The 18,165-nt window shown below is 67.0% G+C and carries 20 protein-coding genes and 2 pseudogenes; 4 read left to right on the top strand and 18 right to left on the bottom strand.

Annotation, left to right across the window (positions count from 1 at the left end):
* Positions 1-50 precede the first annotated feature (50 nt).
* Positions 51-1,079 (bottom strand): alpha/beta hydrolase, encoded by a 1,029-nt coding sequence (locus EPL00_RS16280; protein ID WP_135853381.1) that lies wholly within the window; start codon positions 1,077-1,079, stop codon positions 51-53.
* A 109-nt stretch (positions 1,080-1,188) separates the two neighbouring features.
* On the opposite strand from EPL00_RS16280, the gene kynU reads away from it, so the two are divergent.
* Positions 1,189-2,559, top strand: a complete 1,371-nt coding sequence (kynU, locus tag EPL00_RS16275) for a kynureninase (protein ID WP_135853382.1) — start codon at positions 1,189-1,191, stop codon at positions 2,557-2,559.
* A 30-nt stretch (positions 2,560-2,589) separates the two neighbouring features.
* Here the strand turns inward: kynU and EPL00_RS16270 are convergent, their stop codons facing one another.
* From EPL00_RS16270 to EPL00_RS16250, 5 genes are all read right to left on the bottom strand, one after another.
* Positions 2,590-2,796 (bottom strand): hypothetical protein, encoded by a 207-nt coding sequence (locus EPL00_RS16270; RefSeq protein ID WP_135853383.1) that lies wholly within the window; start codon positions 2,794-2,796, stop codon positions 2,590-2,592.
* A 461-nt stretch (positions 2,797-3,257) separates the two neighbouring features.
* Positions 3,258-3,815, bottom strand: coding sequence for a magnesium transporter (locus EPL00_RS16265; RefSeq protein WP_135853384.1), 558 nt, complete (start codon positions 3,813-3,815; stop codon positions 3,258-3,260).
* Entirely contained in the window at positions 3,816-4,391 is a 576-nt protein-coding gene (locus EPL00_RS16260) for a magnesium transporter (protein WP_135853385.1), read from the bottom strand. It lies immediately after the preceding gene.
* Between the two features lie 51 nt (positions 4,392-4,442).
* Positions 4,443-5,423: a hypothetical protein gene (locus EPL00_RS16255; RefSeq protein WP_135853386.1), complete on the bottom strand. Its 981-nt coding sequence runs from the start codon at positions 5,421-5,423 to the stop codon at positions 4,443-4,445.
* Between the two features lie 111 nt (positions 5,424-5,534).
* Positions 5,535-6,929, bottom strand: coding sequence for a signal recognition particle protein Srp54 (locus tag EPL00_RS16250; RefSeq protein WP_135853387.1), 1,395 nt, complete (start codon positions 6,927-6,929; stop codon positions 5,535-5,537).
* Between the two features lie 647 nt (positions 6,930-7,576).
* Between EPL00_RS16250 and EPL00_RS16245 the strand changes: the two genes are divergently transcribed.
* Positions 7,577-7,807 (top strand): hypothetical protein, encoded by a 231-nt coding sequence (locus EPL00_RS16245; RefSeq protein WP_135853388.1) that lies wholly within the window; start codon positions 7,577-7,579, stop codon positions 7,805-7,807.
* A 41-nt stretch (positions 7,808-7,848) separates the two neighbouring features.
* On the opposite strand, the gene ftsY is transcribed toward EPL00_RS16245, so the two are convergent.
* The 11 genes and pseudogenes from ftsY to EPL00_RS16195 all read right to left on the bottom strand — a co-directional run bounded on the left by ftsY (position 7,849) and on the right by EPL00_RS16195 (position 16,580).
* Complete coding sequence (ftsY, locus tag EPL00_RS16240) at positions 7,849-8,988, bottom strand: signal recognition particle-docking protein FtsY (protein ID WP_135853389.1); 1,140 nt, start codon at positions 8,986-8,988, stop codon at positions 7,849-7,851.
* Between the two features lie 6 nt (positions 8,989-8,994).
* Positions 8,995-9,453: a prefoldin subunit alpha gene (pfdA, locus tag EPL00_RS16235; RefSeq protein WP_135853844.1), complete on the bottom strand. Its 459-nt coding sequence runs from the start codon at positions 9,451-9,453 to the stop codon at positions 8,995-8,997.
* Positions 9,453-9,629, bottom strand: a complete 177-nt coding sequence (gene rpl18a, locus EPL00_RS16230) for a 50S ribosomal protein L18Ae (protein WP_135853390.1) — start codon at positions 9,627-9,629, stop codon at positions 9,453-9,455. Before rpl18a ends, pfdA begins: the two co-directional genes overlap by 1 nt.
* A 59-nt stretch (positions 9,630-9,688) precedes the next feature.
* Positions 9,689-10,204 carry an arsenate reductase/protein-tyrosine-phosphatase family protein gene (locus EPL00_RS16225; RefSeq protein WP_135853391.1) on the bottom strand — a complete coding sequence of 172 codons (516 nt, stop codon included), beginning with the start codon at positions 10,202-10,204 and terminating at the stop codon, positions 9,689-9,691.
* Between the two features lie 147 nt (positions 10,205-10,351).
* Entirely contained in the window at positions 10,352-11,461 is a 1,110-nt protein-coding gene (locus EPL00_RS16220) for an anthranilate phosphoribosyltransferase (protein ID WP_135853392.1), read from the bottom strand.
* Positions 11,458-12,309 carry a uroporphyrinogen-III C-methyltransferase gene (cobA, locus tag EPL00_RS16215; protein WP_135853393.1) on the bottom strand — a complete coding sequence of 284 codons (852 nt, stop codon included), beginning with the start codon at positions 12,307-12,309 and terminating at the stop codon, positions 11,458-11,460. Before cobA ends, EPL00_RS16220 begins: the two co-directional genes overlap by 4 nt.
* Positions 12,306-13,016: pseudogene (locus EPL00_RS24285) on the bottom strand (DR2241 family protein); the annotation flags it as partial. The gene cobA and the pseudogene EPL00_RS24285, both read right to left, overlap by 4 nt.
* An 84-nt stretch (positions 13,017-13,100) precedes the next feature.
* Positions 13,101-13,976 (bottom strand): annotated as a pseudogene (locus EPL00_RS24280) (CbiX/SirB N-terminal domain-containing protein); the annotation flags it as partial.
* Positions 13,969-14,298, bottom strand: a complete 330-nt coding sequence (locus EPL00_RS16205; RefSeq protein ID WP_135853395.1) for a DUF6360 family protein — start codon at positions 14,296-14,298, stop codon at positions 13,969-13,971. The pseudogene EPL00_RS24280 and the gene EPL00_RS16205, both read right to left, overlap by 8 nt.
* 1 nt (position 14,299) lies before the next feature.
* The gene (locus EPL00_RS16200) at positions 14,300-16,117 is read right to left on the bottom strand and encodes a nitrite/sulfite reductase (protein WP_135853396.1); all 1,818 of its coding nucleotides are present in this window, start codon (positions 16,115-16,117) and stop codon (positions 14,300-14,302) included.
* Positions 16,118-16,241: 124 nt separating this feature from the next.
* The gene (locus EPL00_RS16195; RefSeq protein ID WP_135853397.1) at positions 16,242-16,580 is read right to left on the bottom strand and encodes a hypothetical protein; all 339 of its coding nucleotides are present in this window, start codon (positions 16,578-16,580) and stop codon (positions 16,242-16,244) included.
* A 258-nt stretch (positions 16,581-16,838) separates the two neighbouring features.
* Here EPL00_RS16195 and EPL00_RS23615 point away from each other — a divergent pair, with 258 nt between their 5' ends.
* Both EPL00_RS23615 and EPL00_RS16190 read left to right on the top strand, forming a co-directional pair.
* Positions 16,839-17,006 (top strand): hypothetical protein, encoded by a 168-nt coding sequence (locus tag EPL00_RS23615; RefSeq protein WP_202932667.1) that lies wholly within the window; start codon positions 16,839-16,841, stop codon positions 17,004-17,006.
* A gap of 89 nt (positions 17,007-17,095) precedes the next feature.
* Positions 17,096-17,314 (top strand): transcriptional regulator, encoded by a 219-nt coding sequence (locus EPL00_RS16190; protein ID WP_135853398.1) that lies wholly within the window; start codon positions 17,096-17,098, stop codon positions 17,312-17,314.
* 116 nt (positions 17,315-17,430) lie between these two features.
* Here EPL00_RS16190 and EPL00_RS16185 read toward each other — a convergent pair whose 3' ends face one another.
* On the bottom strand, positions 17,431-18,075 hold the full coding sequence (locus EPL00_RS16185) for a hypothetical protein (protein WP_135853399.1): 645 nt from the start codon (positions 18,073-18,075) through the stop codon (positions 17,431-17,433).
* Positions 18,076-18,165 lie beyond the last annotated feature (90 nt).

The following is an 18,165-nucleotide window of genomic DNA, read 5'->3' as shown; positions in this document are numbered from 1 at the left end:
ACTTGCGAGCAGTTACCTTCGTGGAACCAACGACCGTCCCCGACGACGACCTACAGCGACCGCAACTCGTCGGCGATGTCGTCCAGCGCGGCGTCCGCCGCGGCCACCGACTCGGACGTACTCAGGAAACCGTGGGGCTGGTCGGGGTGGTGGTCGTGGCGAACTTCGACGCCAGCGCCCGCGAGTCGGTCGGCGTAGGCCACGCCCTCGTCGCGGAGCGGGTCGAACCCGCAGGTCACGACCGTCGCGGGCGGGAGGTCGGCGAGGTCGGGCGCGCGAACCGGCGAAGCGTAGGGGTTCGCGCCGTCCACCTCGCTCCGGAGGTAGCGGTCCCAGAACCAGCGCATGTCCTCCTCGGTCAGGAGCGGGCCGTCGCCGTTCTCGGCGTACGAGTCGGTGTCGAAGGCGTAGTCGGTGATGGGGTACAGGAGGAACTGGCGCGCGAGGTCCGGCGGGTCGTCGCGCTCGGGGTCCCGTCGCGCGTCCCTCGCTCGCAGGGCGGTCACGGCGGCCAGATTCCCGCCCGCGCTGGTGCCGCCGACAGCGATTCGCTCGGAGTCGCCGCCGAACGACGGGGCGTGGTCGGCGACCCACCGGAGCGCGGCGTCGGCGTCGTCCACCGCGGCGGGGAAGGGGTGTTCGGGCGCGAGTCGGTAATCGACCGAGACGACGACGCACTCCCCGCGCCGGGCGAGACGGCGGCACACCCCGTCGATGGAGTCGAGCGTGCCCAGCACCCACCCGCCGCCGTGGTAGTAGACGAGTACCGGCGCGGGGTCGGTGTCTCCGCCGGAGTCATCGTCTTCGCCGGGTTCCGCGTGCCGGTAGACTCGAATCGGAATTTCTCCGTCGGGGTCGCCCGCCGGGGCGTCCGGAGCGCCCGCCGAGTCGGGGCCGGGAATCGACAGGTCCCGGACGAAGCCGACCTCCGGCGGGTCGCCGCCCGAGAACACCTCGTCCTCGACGCGCCGGGCCGACGCGACCGACATGGCCGACCACTCGGGCACGCCCGCGGATTCGATGTCCGCGATTACCTCCTCGGTCTCGGGGTCCAACTCGGTTCGCAGGGGTTCGGTCATGCACGCGACTTGGAAGGCGGGCGGGAAAGTAGGCGGTGGTCGGCGTGACGCCGGAAGTCCACCTCTCGAAGTCCAAACGACTAACTCGATTCCACCGCTCGCTCACCACATGAACGCAGACCACGAGTTCGAACTCGGGGCCGACTACGCCGCCGAACTGGACGCGGCCGACCCGCTGGCCCACCTCGCCGACCGGTTCCACGACCCCGACGACGAGTGGTACATGGACGGCAACTCGCTGGGTCTCTGCTCCGAGGAGGCCGAGGAGGCCGTAGACCGAGCGGTCGCCGAGTGGAAGGACCTCGCCATCCGCGGGTGGACCGACGCCGACCCGCCGTGGTTCTACTACGGCGAGCGGTTGGGCGACCGACTCGCGCCGCTCGTCGGTGCCGAGAAGTCCGAGGTCGTCGTCGCCAACTCCACGACGGTCAACATCCACACGCTGGTGGGCACCTTCTACGACCGCGTTCGGGACGAGCATCCCGAGCGGACGAAAATCGTCGTGGACGACCTCGACTTCCCGACCGACCACTACGCGGTCCGTGCCCAGTTGCGCCAGCGCGGCGTGGACCCCGATGAGGCCCTCACCGTGGTCGAGAGCCGCGACGGCCGGACCATCGAGACCGAGGACGTTATCGACGCGCTGGACGACGAGACCGCGCTGGTGTTCCTCCCGTCGGTCCTCTACCGGAGCGGGCAGTTGCTCGACATCGAGCGAATCACGGAGGCCGCCCACGACCGGGCGATTCTCGCGGGGTTCGACCTCGCCCATTCGGTCGGCGTCGTGCCCCACGACCTCTCGCGAATCGGCGTCGATTTCGCGGTCTGGTGTAGCTACAAGTACCTCAACGCCGGACCGGGAGCTATCGCTGGCCTCTACGTCAACGAGAAGCATTTCGGCGAGACCCCGGCGCTCGCTGGCTGGTGGGGCCACGACAAGGAGACCCAGTTCGAGATGAACCAGACGTACACCCCCGCCGACGACGCCGGAGCCTACCAGATCGGCACGATTCCGATTCTCTCGTCCGCGCCGCTCGCCGGGTCGCTGGAGATTTTCGAGGAGGCCGGTGCGGCGGGTCTCGCCGCGGCGACCGATATCGCCGACGCGACGCCGACCGACTCGGCCGACGCCGCGACCGCTGGCATCGAGGCGGTCCGCGCGAAGTCCCTCCGACTCACCGACTACCTCACGTTCCTCGCGGACGAGCGCCTGCCCGAGTGTGCAGTCGGGACTCCTCGGGACCCCGAGCGTCGCGGCGGCCACGTCGCAATCGAGCATCCCGAGGCCTACCGGGTCAGCGAGGCGCTGAAAGACCGCGGCGTCGTCGTGGACTTCCGCCCGCCGAACGTCGTCCGTCTCTGTCCCTCACCGCTGTACACGAGTTTCGAGGACGTGTGGGAGGTCGTCGAGCAGTTGCGACGGGTCGTGGACAACGAGGAGTACGCGACCTTCGAGACGCGGGGCGGCGGCGTGACGTAGCGGGGAACCGACGCGCTCGTCTCGGTCGTTTCACTTCGCGACCTCGAACTCGACGCCCAACGCGTCGAAACCGTCGCCGACGCCCCAGTAGACGAATCGGTAGGTTCCCGATTCGAGCGGTTCGCAGGCGACGTGTTTGTCGCCCTCGACTGAGAGGCCGCCCCGCGAGAGCCGTCGCCGCCAGACGAACCCCTCGCCCGGTTGCTGGGAGACGCCGAGGTCCTCGTACCCCGCCACTTCGTGAACAGCACCGACTGCCAGCCGTCGTCCGTCCGTCTGTGGATATCGTACTTCTCCTCGATTCCGGTCATCTGCTTCTCGTCGGTCCGATTCGTGAGCCGGACCGTCACGCAGTCGCCGAGCGAGAGCGTCGTCGGCGTGACCGTCAGCTCGAACCCCGCGCCGCTCCCGAGTCGCACGTCGCCGTCGGTGTACGCGTTCACGCGCTCGAACTCCTCGCCGCAGTCCGGGGCGGAGGCGTCAGCGGACGGACAGCCGCGGGTGGTCGTGAGCGTCCGGTCGGAGCCGGTCTCCTCGGTTCCGAGACAGCCAGCCGTCGAGAGGCCGACCGGCGCGCTGGCGAGGAGCGTCAGGACGGTTCGGCGGCGCATAGCGGTGACTGCTTTCCGATTCTATAAACCTCTTGTGTCGGCGACACGACGGCGGCTCGTCCGCCAACGGACGACGCGACTGCGAACTCAGACCAGCACCTGCACCACGACGAACAGCACCACGACGCCCAGCACGTCACAGACGTTCGTGACGATCGGAATCACCACGTCGTCGGGGTCCAACTCGAAGCGGTACGCCGCGTAGGTCGCCACCAGCGTCACGGCGACGGCGACGACCGCGAGCGCCGCGCCGCTGGCCAGCGCCACCGCGACGACGGTCCGGAGCGGCAGTCGCGCGTTCCCGAGCGCGAGCGACAGCGCCCACGCGCCCGCGCCCACGACCGGGAAGATGGTCAGCGCGAGCGCGACCGTCGCCACCGCGTTGCCCGCGAGCTGGTCGTCGGTCGGGTCGAAGGAGAGGGTCCCGAGGTGGAACGCCGTCGAGAGGCGCGCGGCCAGCACGCTTCCGAGGTTCCCGGCGGTCCCGATGGTCACGGGCACGAGCGTCAGCAACGAGGGGTAGGTCAACAGCGCGTTCTCGAAACTCCCCAAGACGAGGCCGCTCCCGATTTCGACCACCGTGAGTCCGAGGAGTACCGGCAGGGTCGCCCGCGTGATGGCCCGGACGCTCCACTCGGTCTGCACTCACATCCCCCCGAGCGCCAAGACGAACCGGACCGCCAGCAGGAGGAAGGCGATACCGAACACGTCGCCGGTCGTCGTCACCAGCGGACCGACCAGCGTGTCGGGGTTGTACCCGCGCCGGAAGCCGACGACGACGACCGAGACGACCGCGACGGTCAGCGCGACGCCCGACAGCAGGCCCGCGACGAGCGCGATGGCCACCAGCGTCGCCAGCGGCGCGACCGGTTCGCCGAGGAGGGTGAGGACCAGCACCGCGACGGTCGCCGCGAAGAGGCTGGCCGCGATGCCGTTGGCCAGCGCCGCGGCCACGGCCGCCGCGAGTCGCTCGTCGTAGTCGAACGCGGGTTCGACCAGTCCCTGATGGAGTCCGGTCGAGAGGCGCGCGCCGAGCGAGCCGTAGACGTTCCCGCGAGTAGCGAGTAGCGCGGGCACGAGGACGAGGAGGCCCGGCACGGCGCGCAACTCCGCGCGCATCCCGCCGAGGACGACCCCGGCGAACAGGCCGCCGACCACGCTCGCGGCTAGCGCGGGGAGCGCCTCTCGGTACGCTCGGGCGGCGACTTCGCGGACGGACATCTATCGTGAACAGGCGGTCCCGAGGCAAAAAAGCGGGTGGGTCGGTCGTCGTCAGTCGAGCGCCTGACTGCGCCGCAGGAGGTACGCGCCTCCGGCCAGCGGGCCGAGGAACAGCGAGGCGACGGCCCACAACTCCTCGTTGGGGTCCCAGTCGGTCGCGTCCTCGACGTACTCGGCGTCGAAGTAGACCGCGAACGGGAGGAACAGCGCCCCGTAGAAGAACACGAGCGCGCCGACCGCCGTCGAGACGAGGACCAGTCCCGTCCCGACGAGGGGTGCGAGGAGACCGACGAGGACGCCTTTGAACCACGTCTCGGACACCTCGCCGGGCGCGGTCCCGGAGAGCCTGACGTGGCGGTCCACGAGGTACGCGAGTCCGACCGAGACGTTGAAGATAGGCACGAATCCGCCGACCACCCATCGCGTCGTCTCCGGGGACCAGCCGGTCGCGTCCTCCACGCGGTTGGCGTCGTAGTAGATGGTCGCCGGGACGGCGGCCCACGATAGTATCGCTAGCCACGCACCCACGGTCGCGAGCGGTTGCGTGAGGACGAACCCGAGCGCGCCGAGCGCGACCGCACCCGCGACGAGATTCCGCGACGTGTCGAGCGAGTCGTCGCCGCTGGCTCGCTCCGCGCCGCGCATCGCCGCGGTCTTCTCGGCGTCGATGCCGTGCCAGCCGTCTTCGGCGGCGAGCGCCACGCGGTCGCCGTAGACGTTGGCGAACTCGTCATGGCTCCGCCCGAGCGCGTCGAGGAGTTGGTCGATGTGGTCGCTCTCCTCGCCCTCCTCGGGCCACTCCAGATACGTCGCCACCGTCTCGCCGTCGGGCGTCTCGACGTTCAACTGGAGGGCGCGTCGGGTCTCGATGGGGACCGGGTAGTCGTCGGGGACCTCCGAGGCGGGAATCTTCGCGGCCTCGGCGACGTTCCCCTGCTCGTAGGTTCGGCGGGTCTTGTGCCCGGAGCTGAGTTCCTGTTCGAGTTCGAGGAACTCGTCTACTTGGGCGTCCGGGTCGCCGTGTTTGCTCATGCGAATCGGCTTACAAGTCGCGGAAGTTAATTATTCGGTATTTACAGATGGCTTCACGGAAAAGTAAAGAAACTGAACCGAACGTCGATTACGGCGACGCTGACGGTCGGATTAGTCGCCGAACGGACCCATCCCACCCATGCCGCCACCGCCGCCTCCACCGCCGCCCTGCATCTTCTTCATCATGCGCTCCATGTTGCCTTGGCCCATGCCTTGGAACTGCTTGAGCGTCTGGGACATCATCTTGTGCTGTTCGAGGAGTTCCCGGACGCGCTCCTCGTCTTTCCCGCTCCCGCGGGCGATGCGCTCGACCTGATTCGCGCCGATGGCGCGGGGGTTCTCCAGTTCCAACTCGGTCATCGAGTCCATGACGACCTCGAAGTCCCGCATCCGGTCTTGGGTCACGTCCATCGCGTCGTCGGGGAGTTCGTCCATCAGGCCGCCGCCCATACCGGGAATCATGTCCATCACTTGGTCGAGCGGTCCCATGTTGTTCATCGCCTGCATCTGGCGGCGCATGTCCTTGAGCGTGAACTCGCCCTTGAGCATGTCCTCGGGGTCCCAGTCCTCCTCTTCCTGCTGGGTCTCCTCCATCGCGCGCTCGACGCGCTCGGTGAGTTGCTTCAGGTCGCCCATCCCGAGGAGCCGCGAGATGAACCCCGACGGCTCGAATCGCTCGATGTCGCGGACCTCCTCGCCGGTCCCGAGGAAGGCGATAGACGAATCCGTCTCGTTGACCGCGGTCAGCGCCCCGCCACCCTTCGCGGTCCCGTCGAGTTTCGTGATGGCCACGCCGTCGATGCCGATGGAGTCGTCGAACTGGCGGGCTTGGTCTTTCGCGCCCTGCCCGATGGCGGCGTCGAGGACCAGCAGGTTCCGGTCGGGTTCGACCGCGCGCTCTATCTCCTCGATTTCGGCGATGAGGTCGTCTTCGAGCGCGTGGCGACCCGCGGTGTCCACGATGTGAACGTCGGCCTCGCTCGTCTCTTCGAGACCCTTCCGGGCGATTTCCACGGGGTCCTCCTCGTCGGGGTCGCCGTAGAAGTCCACCTCGGCGCGACTCGCCATCTCCTTGGCTTGGTCGTACGCGCCGGGCCGGAAGGTGTCGGTCTGGACGATTGCCGGTCGCAGGCCCTTCTTGGCGAACCACCACGCCATCTTCGCGGACGTGGTGGTCTTCCCGGACCCCTGCAAGCCAGCCAGCAGGATGGTCTGATTTTCGAGGGGAATCTCCGTGCTGTCGCCCACGAGGTCTACCATCTCCTCGTAGACGATGCTCAGGACGTGGTCCCGCGCGGAGGTGCCCGCCGGGGACTCCTCTTCCAGCGCGCGCTCCTTGATGGAGTCCGAGAGGTCCATCACGAGGCTGACTTCCACGTCGGCCTGCAGGAGCGACCGCTGAATCTCCTTGACGATCTCCTCTACGTCCTCCTCGGTCACGCGGGACTGCCCGCTGAGTTTGCCGAGGGAGTCGCGGAGGGAACTTCCCAAGTCGTCGAGTACCATTGTTACCGTGGGATAGACCGCGTGGCCGTTAAAGCCTTTTTCTACCTTCACAGAGATGCGCGAGCTACCGAGCGCGAAACTCCGATTCGACCGAGAGTGCGACCGAGGAGGGAACGTCGCTCCCTACTCGGCTTCGTCGGTGTCGCTGTCCGCCGACACGGCCAGACCCCACGGTCTAACCTTCAGGTCGATGCTGTCCCAACGCCTCGGCACGAGTCGAAGGGCGAGAACGCCGACTACGGCCATCGCTACCAACGAGAGAACTATCCACGACATGCTATTTCTCACGCGCGGCGTCCTAGCGCCGCGCACCTGTGGATTTTCGACTATATACTTAAATATCCTGAAATAGGTAAAAACCAAAAACCATATACGAATGGGAGGGGTAGCGATTGTTGTAGTCGAAGGCCGAGAGCGTCTCGGTCGTCGCGACCAGAGGACTATCCACGTCACGGTTGCGCGGCGTCCTAGCGTCGCGTCCTTTTTCCCGAACGAGGAGTTCCACAGTTCCGTCTGCGAAACGTTCCGCCGAGGAGAACGGTACGACGCTCGAATCGGCCGATACGCTTATTAGAAGCCGGTAGAAATCCCCGACCGCGTAAGTTCAATGCATGGCACGCGATTTAAACAAGACACGCGATAACTCGGTGGGAACGACGCGCGAACGCACCGACGCGGCAGGCGACGCGAGCGGCGACACCGGACTGGCGGGCGAACTGGCGGCCGACGCGTACAACATCGTCGCCGCGCTCGGCCTCCTGCTGACGGCGTACTGGCTCATCTTCCGAAATCTCCCGGTCGAACTGTTCACGCTCGGGTTGGTGACGACGGCGCTCATCGCGGTGAACGTCGTCGTCGCGGTGAAACGTCGGTACTGAATCGGTCCGTCGCCGAACCGGCGGCGAAAAAGCGCGTCGGACTACTCGTCGCCGAGGAGACTCTCGACTAGCTCCTCGGGTTCGAACTTCTCTACGTCGTCGTAGCCCTGCCCGACGCCGAGGAAGAGGATGGGCTTGCCCGTGACGTGCGCGATGGAGATGGCCGCGCCGCCCTGCGAGTCGGCGTCGGCCTTCGTCAGCACCGCACCGTCGATCTCCGCGGCCTCGTTGAACTGCTTGGCGCGCTGGACCGCGTCCTGTCCGGCCACGGCCTCGTCCACGAACAGCGTCATGTCCGGGTCAACGACGCGACCGATCTTCTCCAACTGGTCCATCAGCCCCTCGTCGGTGTGGAGCCGACCCGCGGTGTCGCCCAGTACCACGTCGATGTCGTTCGAGTCGGCGTACTCCACGGCGTCGTAAATGACCGCCGCGGGGTCGCCGCCCTGTTCGTGGGAGATGAGCTTCTTGCCGAGGTTGTCGGCGTGTTCCTGAATCTGCTCGTTGGCACCGGCGCGGTAGGTGTCGCCGTTGGCCAGCACCGTCGAGAGACCCTGCTTCTCGAAGTACTTCGAGAGCTTGGCGATGGTCGTCGTCTTGCCGACGCCGTTGACGCCCGTGAAGATGATGGTGACGGGCTTGTCGGCCTGCGCGATGCGCTGGTCGAAGTCGAACTGACCGACCGAGATGACCTTCAGGAGCGAGTCGGCGAGCGCCTCCTCGACCACGTCGGCGGTCTCGCTGTTGAACGAGCGAGTCGCGCCCACGAGGTCCTCGCGGATGCTCTCCAGAATCTCCTTGGCGACGTTCATCTCCACGTCGCTCTCCAGCAGGGCCATCTCCAACTCCCAGAGGGGGTCTTCTACGTCCTGCTCTTCGATGACGATTTCGCCTTTGGCGAACGACTTGGCCTTCTGCGCGAAGCTCCGACCGGACGAGTCGTCCTCGTCGCCTTCGTCGGACTCCGCCGTTTCAGGTTCGGCCGCCGCCTCCGCCCCGGCGTCCGCCGTCGCCTCGGCGGTCGCCCCTGCTTCCGCTTCGGCAGTCGCGTCCGCTTCCGTGTCGGCGGTCGCTTCGGCGTCGGCTTCCGCTTCCGCCTCGGCTTCTTCGGCCTTCTCTTCGGTCGTCTCCTCTACGTCCTTCCGGAAACTCCCGAGTTTGTCCTTCAGGCTGTCGAACATCGCCGGTTACTCCTCGTCGCTCTGCTCGCCCTGCATCTGCTGCATCTGCTGTTGCATCTGCTGTTGCTGGAGTTGCTGGGCCTTCTGCTCCAACTGCTGGCTCTCGTCTTCGACCTCGCTAACCTCGTCTTCGAGGTCCGAGATGCGGTCGTCGAGGGTGTCCTGCTTGTTTTCGAGGGTCTCGACCGCGTCGTCCTCCTCGCGCTCGGCGGCGTAGCCGCCGCCCAACTCCACGACGATTTCGTCGAGGTCCTGAACCTCCGCGCGGACGTGTGCGCCGCCGCCGAGCGGGACCTGCACGATGGACCCGGTTTCGAGGGCGTCGATGGCCTCGATGGCCTCGTCGATGTCTCCCTTCTCGTCTTTCAGCTCCTCGATTTCGCTTTCGAGTTCGTCCTGCTGCTCTTCGAGTTCCTGTAGCTGCTGGGACAGCTCCTGAAGCTCGGGGTTGCCGCCGCCACCCATCATTGTGCTTCGACCTCCTCGACTTCGAGCTGCGTGCGCTTCACGCCGTGGTAACTGCCGAAGTTGGTGTAGGTCCGCTCCTCGGCGACCTCCTCGTTGTCGGCCTCGATACTCGTCTCGAACTCCTGCCAGCCGTCTCGGGACTGGAACTTACCGCGTACAGTAAACGAACTCATGGGGCAATCTGGGACACGCGCAGGGAAGAATCTTCCTACTCGGGAACGACGGACCGAACTCAGGCGGCGAGTTCCGCGAACAGGTCGGCCACGCGCTCCTCGATTTCGTCACGAATCGCCCGCACCGCGTCCAACTCCTCGCCGTCGGGGTCGTCCAGCCCCCAGTCGCGGTTCTCGCCCGCCCACGTCGCCGGACACACGTCCTTGGCAGAACATCCCATCGTGATGACGTAGTCGCAGTCCTGCAACTCGTCGTGGGTAATCTCCCGAGGAGTCCGCTCCGAGAGGTCGAACCCGCGCTCGGCCATCACCTCGACCACCTCGTCGTGGACGTGGTCGGCGGGGTCGGTGCCGCCGGTGAGAATTTCGACCGACTCGGCTCCCTCCTCGGACGCTTCGCGCTCGTCTGCTCGCGGGTCGTCGCTCCCGGCTTCGCCGCTCGCTGTCCTCCCCGCTCGCCGTACCGAGGTCGGCTCGGACGCTTCGCGTCGCTCGCGGACCTCGCGCTCTGCAAACGCGGTCGCCATCTGACTCCGCCCGGCGTTCTGGACGCAGACGAACGCGACCGTCGTCATCGGTCTCCTCGCGTCGCCGTTTCGCCGTTCGTTCTCCCGTCTAGTGCGTCACCCTCGCGGTCGGCGGATTCGGCCATCGAGAGCCAATTGAATTAGCGTTCAAATAAGCGTTGTCGTCGTACTCGACGGACTCCGAAGCGACGTTCTTCACGGCTCGAACCCGAGGAGCGCGTCGAATCGCTCTGCCGCACGCCCGTCGGCGAGCGCGTCGCGCGCTCGCTCGACTCCCTCGCCGACCGAATCTGCGTCGCCGCCCGCGTAGATTCGGAACCCGGCGTTGAGCGCCACCGCGTCGGCGAAGGGGCCGTCTCGTTCCCCGGTCAGTACCTCCTCGGTGACGCGCGCGGAGTCGGCGGGCAGGTCCTCGACCTGCAACTCCTCGCGCTCGAAGTCCGCGCCGGAGTCGGCCGTCTCGACCTCGCCGTCCTCGATTCGGCCGCCCTCGGTGCCCTCCTCGGCGTCCCACTCGGCGACGCGGGTCGTGCCGGGGCGCACGTCGTCGTAGCCCTCCATGCCCTGAGCCATCACGACGCGCTCGAAGGGGAGTTCCCGGCTCTCGCGGACGGTGCCCGCGATGCGCTCGGCGTACGAGAGGTGGTAGAAGCTCCCGAAGTGGACGCTCGCGTTCGCGGGGTTCGCCAGCGTCTCGACGGTGTTGACCGAGGTCCGGACGCCGACCTCCTCGCGGGTCGCCCGCAGGTCGTGGACGACCGGGTTGAACCGCGACTGGGCGTAGAAGCCGAAGCCGACCTCGTCCGTCATCGCCGCGCTGTCCGCGGGGTCCAATTCCGTCGGGACGCCCAGCTCCGCCAGCACGTCGCCGTAGGTCGTGCCGTGCTTCGCGGGGAGCGACGGCCCGCTGTGGGCGACCACGGGCGTCCCCGCGGCCGCGGCGACCAGTCCGGCGGCGACGCCCAGCACCGCCGTCTTCTGTTTGCCGTCGTAGTTGCCGCCGCAGTCTACCGGGTCGGCGTCGGGCGTCGCCGCCACGACCGACCGCTCGCGCATCGAATCGGCGAATCCGGCCAACTCGTCGGGCGTACTCTCCTTCCAGCGGTTCGCCAGCAGGAACGCGCCGAGCGTGGCGGGGTCGGGGTCCCCGACCAGCACGCGGTCGAACGCCTCGCGCGATTGCTCGTAGCTCATGTCGTCGGCGGTCTTCGGCCCGGAGCCGACTCCCCCTTCGGTCAGGAGGCGCTTCAGCGGCCACTCGCCGTCGATTTCGGTCGCGTCGTCGCGCAACTGCTCGCCGCTCATCGCTGGTTCACCTCGACCTCCTCGTCCGCTCGGCCGCCGACGACCGCCGGACCCAACTCGCCCGCGGCACCGCCGAGGCAGTCGGCGACCGTCTCGCGGACGTTCACCACGTCGCCGACGACGGTGACCGCCGGGGGTTCGATATCGACCGCTCGGGCGCGCTCCACGATGGAATCGAGCGTCCCGGTGACGGTGCGCTCGGTCGGGAGCGTCGCGCGCTCGACCATGGCGACCGGCGTGTCCGAATCGACGCCGTTCTGCCTGAGCGCGGCCACGTTGTCCGGAAGTCGCCCGACGCCCATCAGGACGACGAGCGTCCCGCCCGCCGAGACGATGTCCGCGAGCGCGTCCCAGTCGATGGCGCTGTCCTCCTTCGTCGGGTCCTCGTGACCCGTGACGACCGCGAGCGCCGAGGCGTGGTCGCGGTGAGTCGCCGGAATTCCGGCGGCGCTCGGCCCGGCGATGGCGCTGGAGACGCCGGGCACGAACTCGAAGGGGACGCCGTGGCGCGCGAGGTACTCGGCCTCCTCGCCGCCGCGGCCGAAGGTGGTCGGGTCGCCGCCCTTCAGGCGCACCACGTCGCGGCCCGCCTTGGCCTCGCGGACCAGCAGGTCGTTGATTTCGGCCTGCGGCGTCCGCTCCCCGCCGGGTCGCTTGCCGACGTTTTCGACGGTCGTACACTCGGGAATCGTCTCCACGAGGTCGTCGCCCACGAGGTTGTCGTGGAAGACGGTGTCAGCCTCGTCGAGGAGACGCCGGGCTTTCACGGTCAGCAGTTCGGGGTCGCCCGGTCCCGCGCCGACGAGGTAGGCGGTGCCGGTGGTCGCGTTCTGGTTCGGATAGCTCATGGGTCTGGTCGCTGTCGGAGGTCGTCTCGCGCCCGGCGGTACCGCACCCGGTAGACGTTCGCCGGGTCGGTCGCGTCGCCGCGGGGCACGGACGGGTCGCTCTCGGTGGGTCGGTCGGAAGTCGATGCTTCTGGGTCCTCGTGCTGGTGGAACTCGCGTGCCGCCGCGACGAGGAACGAACACGGCTCTCGGCAGGGAAGGGAGTCTCCTCCGGTCCCGGCCGAATCCGCGCTAGCGGATTCCGGCGAGACGCCCTCGGCGTCCCACGCCCGGCGCTTCGCGCAGTTGCCGCAGGCCGCGTCGATGGTTCCGGACACCTCCGCGGGCGAGCAGTCGCTCACGCAGTCGTAGATGCCGGTCTGGCGGTCGGCGACCGCCCGGAACGGAACCGGGTCGAGGTCGCCCGCTCGCTCGGCGGCCCAGTGTTCGACGCCCGCGGGGTAGACGGTCGAAACCGCGTGCAGGAACTCCTCGCGGTCGAGGCCCGCACAGACCCAGCCAGTCGGCAGGGTCTCCTCGCCGGAGAACGGTCGGTAGCGGCCGTCGTCGGCGTACCGGACCTCCTCGCGCAGGTCGCCGACCGCCAGCGATTCGAGGTCCGACGCGGGCACGCCGCGGTCGCTACGGTGGCGCAGGTGATAGCTCCGGTTTCCGGGCCGGTCGCTCTCGGTCTCGCCGTCGGTCGCGCCGACGGCGAGTTCGCCCCAGACGCGGGAGTTGCGGCACTTCCGGGATTCGCGGGCCGCGTGGCTCGACTCGGCTCCGGCCTGCTCGACCCACGAGACGAAGGTGTCTGCCGCCCGCTGGCGGACGAATCCGGAGTTCCCGTTCTCCGCGTCGGCGTCGAGGTCCGCGCCAGCCTCCGCGGCGCGCTCTAACACCACGTCCACGACGAGCGGGTCCGTGCCGACCGCCGAGGAGTACCAGACGCGCCGTCCCTCCACCGTCCCCGGAACGGGGTAGCCCGTCGTCGGGTCGTCGGTCAGGCCGAGGAGTTCCGGAATCTCGTCTCGGGTGTGGAACCCGTCGGCGGTGAACAGCGGGACGACCGCGATTTCGTCGGCCGAAAACTCGTCCAGAACGTCCTCGACGTAGGGCGCTTCGTCCATGAACAGCGCGCCGACCTCGGCGAAGTCGTACTCTTCGCGGAGCGCCGCGACGTGGTCGTAGATGGCTTCTGCGCTGTTGGGGTTGCGCTCGGTGCCGTGACCGATTACCGCGAGCGCGGTTTCTTCCGGGAGAACAGCCCCCCCAGCGTCCGCCGACGTGCCGTCGGCGGACTCGCCCGCCAGCATCCGGCGGGCGCGGGCCGCGATAACGTCGGTCATCTCGGGGTGAGTGCCGATGGGGTCGGCGTATCTGAGCGTCGGCGCGTCGTCGCCGCGGTCCTCGACACCCAGTCCGAACTCGCGGGGCAGGACCTGCTGGACGAAGTAGCCCTCGCTGACGAACAACGGGACGACGATTGCCTCGTCGGCATCCACGGTGTGAAGTACGTCCCGAAACGACGGGGCTTCCTTCCAGAACGCCGGGCGGACCTCGGCGAAGGAGCCGTCTTCGCGGGCCGCATCGACCGCGCGGTGGACCGGCGCGGCGGAATCGGGATTCCGGTGGGAGCCGTGGCCCGCGATTATCAGCGCCCGCTCGGTCGTCGCCTGCTCAGTCATCGTCGGCGGTGGCTCGGGGTTCGGTCTCGTCGGCGTCGGTGCGGTTCTGGGCCTGCTCGACTCGCTCGGCGTGTTTCTTCAAGTCGGCGGCGAGGGTGCGGGCCTGCTCGGGCGAGAGGTCTACCTTGTCGGCGTGGGTCGGGAGCGCGTCCAGTTCCGTGTTGTCGAGTTCCAACTGGAGGGCCACGCTGTCGGGGTCGTTTCGGGCCGCGGTCGCGTTCAGCGTGGCGTAGGCCGACTCCTCGAAGTCGTGGCCCTCGGCGGTGGCGTCCACGAGGTCCAGCGTCGTGTACGCGTTGACCTTCAGCACGCGGTCGGCCATCTCAGTCGTCCCCCGAAAGCGGCGCTCCCTGCCCGTCGGTCGGCGCGGGCGAGTCGGCCATCTCGTCCTCGTCGGCGTAGGGATACCACGTCATCTTCGTGTTGTGCATGTAGGGGTCCTCGTAGTCGGTCTCCTCGGGGTCGGCGAGGGCCTGCATCTCCTCCTCGTCGCGGTCCCGAACGAAGTCCCGGAAGCTCTCGCCCTCGTCGCGTTGCTCCTCGAACGTCGAGAGGAGGTTGCGAACGTACCCCGGAATCTCGTCGGCGGGGACGCGCATCTCGACCCAGTCGGCGAACTCCGGATTCTCGCCGAGTCCGCCGCCCAGACCAACGTCGAAGGCCTCGACCGGTTCGCCGTCCTTGCGCGCCTTCATCCCGCGGAGCGAGATGTCCGCGATTTGCGGTTGCGCGCAGGAGGCCGTACAGCCCGAGAGGTGGATGTGGAAGTCCTCGACGCCCTCGGGAACCGAGACGTTCTCCTTGAGCCAGCGGCCGTAGCGGACCATCCGGTTTTTCGTCTCCACGATGGACAGCGAGCAGTACTCGGTCCCGGTGCAGGCGATGGACCCGCGGAGGAAGGGATGGGGGTCCGGCGAGTACTCGTCGAGGAGCGATTCGTCGAGAAAGTCGTCCAAGTCGTCGTCGGCGATGTCGCCGACGATGAGGTTCTGGCGCTGGGTGACGCCTATCATCTCCGAGCCGTAGGATTCCGCGAGGTCGGCGAGTGCGATTACGTCCTCGGCGGCCATCCGGCCGACCAGCACCGAGAGACCGACGAAGTTGTCGCCGTCGTGCTGGTCGTGGACGCCCACGTAGTCGCCGGGCGAGTCGGCGCGTCCGGCGTTGTAGTCGTACTGCTCGCGCAGATTCTCGCCCGCGGTCGGGAGGTCGTACTCGACGTACTCGTCCTGCAAGGTCTCGCGGACCTTCTCGGTGCCCCACTCGTCCACGAGGAACTTCATGCGGGCGCTGAACCGGTCGTCGCGGTCGCCGTAGTCCCGGAACAGCCCCGAGAGGCCCGCGGCGACCTCGCTGGCGTTCTCCGGGCGGCAGAACACGTCGATGTCGCGGGCGAACCGGGGTTCCTTCCGGGCGAGACCGCCGCCGACCCGGACGTTGAACCCGGCGATTTCTTCGGTGGTTCCCTCGCCGTCTCCGTTCTCGCTGTCTCCCTCCTCGCTCTCGACTTCCTTGAGCGCTGGCTCGAAGGCGAGGTCGTTGATGTCGCCCTGTCCCGCGCCGCGGGTGTCGCCCGTGACCGCGACCTTCCACTTGCGGGGCAGGTTCTCGTAGAGGTCGTTGCCCTTGAACTCGTCGTGGAGTTCCTGCACGACGGGCCACACGTCCAGCAGTTCGTCGGCGTCCCGACCTGCGACGGGGGAACCGACGATGTTGCGCCACGAGTCGCCGCAGGCCTGAATCGTGCCGAGACCCACCGACTCCAACTTCTCGAAGATGTCGGGCACGTCCTCGACCTTTATCCAGTGGAGCTGAATCGACTGGCGCGTCGTGAAGTCGGCGTAGGCGTCGCCGAACTCCGGATTGTCCACCGGGCCGGTGGCGTACTCGCGGGCCACCTCGCCGACGACGCGCAACTGCTCGGGCGTCAGGCGACCCATCGGCACGCCGACGCGCATCATGAAGTACGACTCTTGGCCCTTCCGCTGGTGGTACAGGCCCCACCACTTGAACCGCTCGAACCACGCGTCGTGTTCGTCCTCCGGGATGGCGTCCCACCCCTCGTCGGCGAAGCGTTCGAGGTGGTCCCGAATCTCCACCCCGTAGAGTTCGTCCTTCCAGCTTTCGACTTTGCTCGGCATGAGCGTTCCAACGCGAGGAGACCCTAAAGGCGCGATTCCCCCGTCAAACTTCCCCGAGGCTCCCGCCAACCGGCGGGGATTGCCGGGGTCGGAGACGCCCTCGTCGGCCTCCTCCGAGGAGGGCCTACTCCGAGGCGGTGGCCAGTCGCCGCCGACGCTCGGGGACGTGGACGCCCGACGGGTCCACTCGGCGGAACTCCTCGGTCCCGCGCTCGACGCGACCCAGCGCCAGCCAGTCGGTGACACCGCTCGCGCCGCACTGTACGCACTGCCCGGCGATGCGGCCCTCCACGTCGGGCCAATCGACGCCGACCTCCACGAACCCCTCCGCGAGGAAGTCGGCGGGTTCGCAGTCACAGAAGTCGTGGCGCGCGAGGAGCCAGAGTTCGCTCACGGGGACCGACCGCGAGTCGTTGACGCTGAGCCACGCGCCGTCGTCTAACTGGTGGATGGAGACGACCATGCTCACACGGACGCCCAGCCAGCGAGTAAGACTGTCGTCGCCCGCGACTGTTGCCGAGTGTCGTCGGATTCGTTGACGCTCCGACTCGCCGCCGAGACGTTCGAACGCCGCCAGACGAAGCTCTCCGGCCGTCTCCGGCCCGCCAGCGACGATTCATCCGCGTCACGACTACCGGAAAGAACCGCCTCCGAAAGGGAGCATCGGTAGCGATTACGCCTGAGCGCGGGTTTAACCGCGTCGTCCGCTTATCGACCGGTAATGACCGCCGAGGAGACACTCGACGAGCAGGCCGCCGCCGACGAGTCCGAGGACAGCGACGCCGACCGGGAACGGAGCCACCTCTCGGACGTGGAGGACGGGGCGGGGTGTACGGAGATTTGGGAACACCTCAGCGAGCGCCGCGAGGACGGGGACGACGAGGAGTGAGTGGTTGTTTCGTGACGAGGCACGGAATCCCCGTCCCTTCAATATATATTTAGCTGATACTTATCTCTCGGCCGCTACGACATCGAAGCGTGGTAAACCTCGACCCGCACCCCTCGAATCGAGACGAACAGCCCTCTGAAGAGGACTTTGCGAGCGCGGTCGAATACCTCGACACCGCGACGACGACCGTCGCCGAGAGAGTAGGCTGTGGATACGATTCTGCCTACTACTACCTGAACAAACTCGAAGAGGACGGTGTCGTTAGAAGCGAGAAAATCGGAAACAGTCTCGTCTGGCACGCCGATTGACTACTCGATGTAGCCGAGCGACTGCTCGATACCGCCCAACTTCGGTTCGACCACTTCGAGGACGAGTCAACGAGAATGACGAAGTTGCTGGGAAACAAGGGTTTCTCTTCGAGAGTTCAGTCGAACCACTCTTCGACATCGTGGTAAAACGATTGCAACTGACCGGTCTGGAACTGTTCGATGAAGCACAGTGGGTATCGCTGTTCGTTGCCGTTCGTGTGCCGCAAAAATCGTTTGGGGTCGCGGAGACCACTGTCCTCGACGAACGTCTCGCTGTCAAATTCGACGTGATACCCTGCGAAGTTGCCTAGGTCACCCACTTTTTCGAACGAAAGACTGGAGAATCCCCCGTGCTGAAAATCAGTTCGCAGTCCTCTCAGGAAACTTAGCTTCCGAGCGTAGTACGACTCTTCGGTGCCACCGGTAGCAGGGGTAAACGAACCGCTCGTAAGTTCGACTCCATCCGCCGTGTTCTGGTTGAAAACGACCCGTATCGTCTCGTTGAACGAGTAGAGAGACGAGAGATAGTTGTGGAGTAGACGGAGTACCTCGAATCCCGCATCTTCGCGTGAGTCTTCCGGACAGATGTACACCGGATTGGTTTCGAGGTCACCGTTGATGTACTGTTTGACTTCGTAGTAGTTCTGGTCGAGTACGCGCTTCGCGGCCGTAAGTCGCGTTGCGGCCGACTGAGAAAGCGTGTTCGCTGGCAGAACGTTTGCTTCGTAGAGTGCCTGTATCTCGTACTCGTACGAACTCATATATAAATTCGGCAACTAGAACTAGCCTCGAATATCTCTATTCGTCTTTGAACTGGACTGCACGCAGTGCATCCTCGGCGGTGTCCACGT

This window comes from Halorussus salinus (assembly GCF_004765815.2).
GTDB classification, from domain to species: Archaea; Halobacteriota; Halobacteria; order Halobacteriales; family Haladaptataceae; genus Halorussus; species Halorussus salinus.
Note: the sequence above shows the minus strand (reverse complement) of the source record. Positions and strands in the feature narration are given on the sequence as shown.